This is a genomic window from Desulfosarcina sp. (assembly GCF_041551955.1).
Taxonomy (GTDB): Bacteria; Desulfobacterota; Desulfobacteria; order Desulfobacterales; family Desulfosarcinaceae; genus Desulfosarcina.
Genome location: NZ_JBFELV010000607.1, coordinates 1 through 2,093, shown reverse-complemented (window position 1 = coordinate 2,093; position 2,093 = coordinate 1). Strand labels below are relative to the sequence as shown.

The window sequence follows — 2,093 nt, the reverse complement described above, 5'->3', positions numbered from 1 at the left end:
GGGTCCACACCAAACAAAAGGACGAGGCCACTAAAAAAGCGCAGGATCTAGTCCGCATGTCGGTGGCGCGTGCCAGTCGTCTGGAACCCTTGCAGGAGTTCGATCTGCCGGTGAACAAGGCGACCCTGGTGGTGGGGGGCGGTATCGCCGGCATGACCTGTGCGCTCTCCATCGCCGGTCAGGGGCATGAGGTCCATCTGATTGAAAAGAAAAAAGCGCTGGGCGGAATGGCGCGCAGAATTCACACCACCATCGAAGGCATGGACGTTCAGGCCTACCTGGATGACCTGATCCGCGCGGTGTATCGCAGCCCCTTGATCCACGTGTCCCATGAGGCCACCATCACCGCCGTTTCAGGCTATCTGGGAAATTTTATGACCACGGTGGAAACGGAAGGCCGCGTCAAAACGATTAAACATGGTGCCTCTGTTTTAGCCATCGGTGCGGATGTGTATCAGCCCACCGAATACCTTTACGGAGAAAATGATAAGGTTGTCACTCATCTTGAGTTGGGAGAGCTGATCGCCCAAAACGAAGAAAAAGTCATTAGTGCCGAGAGTCTGGTGATGATCCAATGCGTGGGCTGCAGAAACGAAGATCGAAATTACTGCAGTCGGGTCTGCTGCAGCCACGCCGTGAAGAATGCCCTGAAACTCAAGGCGATAAACCCGGAGATGGACATCTACATTCTCTTTCGGGATATGCGAACCTACGGGCTCAGGGAGGATTATTACCGCGACGCATCAGACAAAGGGGTCAGGTTCATCCGCTATGAGCCGGATGACAAACCCCTCGTTGAAGCGGCCAAAGAGGGGGGCAAGGAAATCGTCCGGGTCACCGTCGCCGATGCCATCCTGGGTCAGCGGCTTGAACTGGACGCCGATATTCTCTCTTTGGCCGCCGCGGTCATCCCAAGTGAAACAACCCGTGAAGTTGCCGGGCTGTTCAAGGTCACCTTGAGCCCGGATGGCTTTTTCAAAGAAGCCCATGTCAAGTTGAAACCGGTCGAGTTTGCCGCCGATGGTGTATATCTTTGCGGGACGGCTCACTATCCCAAGCATATCCAGGAAACGATCAACCAGGCCTATGGCGCAGCCGGCAGGGTCATGACGCTTCTCTCGAAGGATACCGTCGTGGCCTCGGGGTCCGTTGCCGAGGTGAATGCCTACGATTGCGTGACGTGTGGTGCTTGCATTACCGCCTGCACCTACGATGCGATAGAATTGATCGATACGCCATCAGGCAAAAAAGCATGGGTGAATCCGATTCTCTGCAAGGGGGACGGTGTCTGTACCACCAAGTGTCCCACGGATGCGATTGGGCTGAAGCACTTCACCAACGCGGCGATTCGCAGTCAGATCGATGCGGCGGTCACCGGGCAAGAGATCCGGCGGCAAATCGATGCGGCAACTGAAGATCGTTAGCGGTTGAGCGTGTCGGCCGATGGGGATTATCAAAAAATGGAGAGCACGAATGAGTACTAATCCTGAATTTAAACCAAGACTGTTGGGTTTTGTCTGCCATTGGTGAGCGTACGGCGCTGCTGACCTGGCTGGAGTTTCCAGACTGCAATATTCGACTGATATCAGACTGATCCGTGTGATGTGTTCCGGCAGAGTAGACCTGGAATTCATCCTCAGGGCATTCGCCAATGAACAAGACGGCGTGTTTATCGGTGGTTGTAAGTTAGATGAGTGCAACTACATTACCCACGGCAATTACGATGCATGGGCCAACGTCTACCTGTGCAAAAAAATAATGGGGCACATCGGCATCAATCCCGAGCGGCTGAGGATCGCATTCATGTCCGGCGCGGATGGTAATTTGTTGGCCGATGCGGCTGATGAATTTTCAAAAGATATCATAGCGTTGGGGCCGCTTGGCGAGGAAGAGGGCGTTGACGTAGGTACGCTGAAGTTTAATCTCGAAGCAGCCATGACATTGGTCCCCTACCTTCGATTGGTCGAACGGGAGCGGCTGAGAGTACCTGAGAAAACAAAAAAGGCGTATACCGCATTCTTCGAAAGCAGCGAGGTCGACCGGTTGCTCGATGAGATATTTACCGAAAAACTGGCCATCAGCCAGATCATGCT

At 53.9% G+C, this 2,093-nt stretch carries 2 protein-coding genes; both read left to right on the top strand.

Annotated features, from left to right (window positions below; translation table 11 throughout):
• Window positions 1–1,424: CoB--CoM heterodisulfide reductase iron-sulfur subunit A family protein (locus ABYV26_RS24755; protein WP_372684016.1), on the top strand; the 1,424-nt coding region annotated here is incomplete at its 5' end.
• 124 nt (window positions 1,425–1,548) lie between these two features.
• Window positions 1,549–2,093 (top strand): hydrogenase iron-sulfur subunit (locus tag ABYV26_RS24750; RefSeq protein ID WP_372684017.1); only part of this gene is annotated, 545 nt, incomplete at its 3' end.